Origin of the sequence: Catenulispora pinisilvae (assembly GCF_015356865.1) — a bacterium.
In the GTDB taxonomy this organism is placed as follows: Bacteria; Actinomycetota; Actinomycetes; order Streptomycetales; family Catenulisporaceae; genus Catenulispora; species Catenulispora pinisilvae.
Window position 1 is genome coordinate 1 of record NZ_JAAFZA010000467.1, and the last position, 2,305, is coordinate 2,305.

2 protein-coding genes are annotated in these 2,305 nt (G+C 72.9%); both read left to right on the plus strand.

Features of this window, described 5'->3' with window-relative positions; all coding sequences use genetic code 11:
- The coding region (locus IZR01_RS48915; RefSeq protein ID WP_194927862.1) for a CAP domain-containing protein at nucleotides 1–418 on the plus strand (418 nt) is incomplete at its 5' end.
- Nucleotides 419–538: 120 nt separating this feature from the next.
- A complete protein-coding gene (gene wsfD, locus IZR01_RS48920) occupies nucleotides 539–2,230 on the plus strand; it encodes a glycan biosynthesis hexose transferase WsfD (RefSeq protein ID WP_194927863.1) in 1,692 nt (563 codons plus the stop codon).
- The last annotated feature ends 75 nt before the right edge of the window (nucleotides 2,231–2,305 follow it).

The following is a 2,305-nucleotide window of genomic DNA, read 5'->3' on the forward strand; positions in this document are numbered from 1 at the left end:
GACCAGCACCACGAGCACCCCGGCGCCGTTCAACGCCGCGGCCGCGGTCTCGGCGGCGCTCGGCGAGATCGGCGCCGCCCGGAACCAGGAGGGCGTCAGCGCGCCGAGCGTCGACCGGCTGCTGACCAAGGCGGCCGCGCTGCACTCCACCGACATGGCCCGCACCGGCGACTTCAGCCACATCGGCTCCGACGGCTCGGACCCGTTCAGCCGGGCGGCCGGCGTCGGCTGCCTCACGCTGTCCCAGGAGCTGATCGCGCACGGCAAGCCCGGTGACGACGTGGTCGGCGCGCTGCTGCTAGACCCGGCCTCGCGGCGGGCGCTGGTGTCGTTCTGGAACACGGGGATCGGGGTCTCGGCGCAGCTGGACCCGACGACCGGCGACGTGTACTGGACGATCGAGCTGGGCTGGTTGTAGCGCTGGCTCGGCTGGTTGCAGGACTGGCGCGGCTGGTTGCAGCGCTGGTCGGGAGGCCGTGGTTCACCCGCAGAGCGGAGATAACGTGATGCGGCCCCGCCTCGGTCGTTGAACCAAGGCGTGCGAACACCAAGGATCGAAGACCTCCGTCCGACCCGGCTCCCGGCGACCGTCCTCGCGGCGGCGGTCGGCGCGGGCTCGGCGGTGCTGCTCATACTCCGCTTGTTCGTGCCGCGGCCGGTGGGGGTGGCCGACAACTACGACGGCGTCCGGCTGATGTGCCACCTCGGCGTCGACGTGCGGCTGCCGCGGAACACCCCCCGGCTGCGCGACTACGTGTACTACCGCTATGACCACCTGGCGCACTTCGGCTGCCAGCGGCACGCCCTGGGCTCGATCCGGCTGCCGGACGTGCCCTACCAGAGCAGCCAGCTGCTGGTGCTGTACGCGGGCCGGGCGCTGACCCGGGTGCTCGGGCTGCCCGGCTACCTGGACCTGCGGGCCGTCGGGATCGTGTGCTGCCTGCTGATCGGCACGGCCGTCGGACTCCTGTACCGGATCGCGACACTGCGGCACCGCTACCGGCTGCTGCTGTGCGCGGCCGTGGTCGCGGTGGTCGGGGACACGGTGTTCATCGACTACGCGGTCTCGCCCTTCAGCGAGATCGCGTCCGTCATCGGGCTGCTCTACGTCGCGGTCGGGGTGCTGATGCTGGCCGGGCCGGGCCGCCGGCGGCGACTGGCGGGAATCGCCGTCACCGGGGTCTCCGGGCTGTTCCTGGCCACCGCCAAGACCCAGAACGTGTCGGCGGTGCTGCCGCTGGCCCTGCTGCTCCTGCTCCCGGCCGTCCCGATGCCGGTGCCGTCGCGGCCCGCGCGGCTGGCGGGACTGGCGCGGCTGGCCGGGATGAGGGGGCTGGCGCGGCTCGCCGGGCGGGTCCGGCTGCCAGCCCTGGACCGGCGGCTACGGCACCGGCTGACCGGCCTGGTGGCCGTGGTGGTGATGGCAGTCGGCGCCTTCGCGGTGTCCGGCAACGAGGACAAGCGAACCGCGCAGCTGACCGAGGCCAACTTCGTGGTCGTCACACTGCTGTCGACCTCGGCGCACCCGGAACGGGACGTCGCCGAGTTCGGCGCGCCGTCCTGGCTCGCCGACTACGCCGGGGCACCGCCGTGGTGCGCGCCGACAACGCTGCAGGACAGCGCCGCGTATCAGAAATTCACCAAGGGCCTGTCGCACCAGCGCATCCTCGGCTTCTTCCTGGACCACCGCACCCGGCTGCTCCCGGTCCTGAACCGGGTCGCAGGGTACTTCTACGAGCCCCGGCCCACCGCGACACTGTGCGGCCCCGGGCCACACGGCACACAGGTCATAGTCCTGCCACGGCTAGGGAACTACACCCACCTCGCCCACACCCCGCGCGGCTTGCAAGACCACCGCTGGTCGCCGGTGACCGACGCACTCGGCTTACTACGCGGCTCCGGCCTGGCGACGCTGCTCCTACTGTGGCTGCTCCCGGCAGCCGCCGTCACCGCGACCCGGCGGCGCCGCGCACTGCGGGGCGTGGGAGCCGTCCTGGCGCTGCTACTGGTCGTGGCGCTGACCCAGTTCGGCGAATCCGCCTTCGCCGACGGCATCGACACCGCCAAGCACCTCGACCTCGCGGTACTGGCGACAGCGCTGGCCTGGGTGTTCGCGGCGGTGGAGGTGCTGGCGGCGCTCACGCGGCGGGTTCGGCGGGACACGGCGGCGGTCGCCGGGATTCCGCGCCCGGCCTCGGTCTCGGCGCCGGAGTCCGAGCCGGTCGCCTGAGCGGGCTTCGGCGCCGGTTGGGGGCGATGATGCCGCGGGATCCTTTGGGGCCCGCGGCATTGTTGTGGGTTGGGT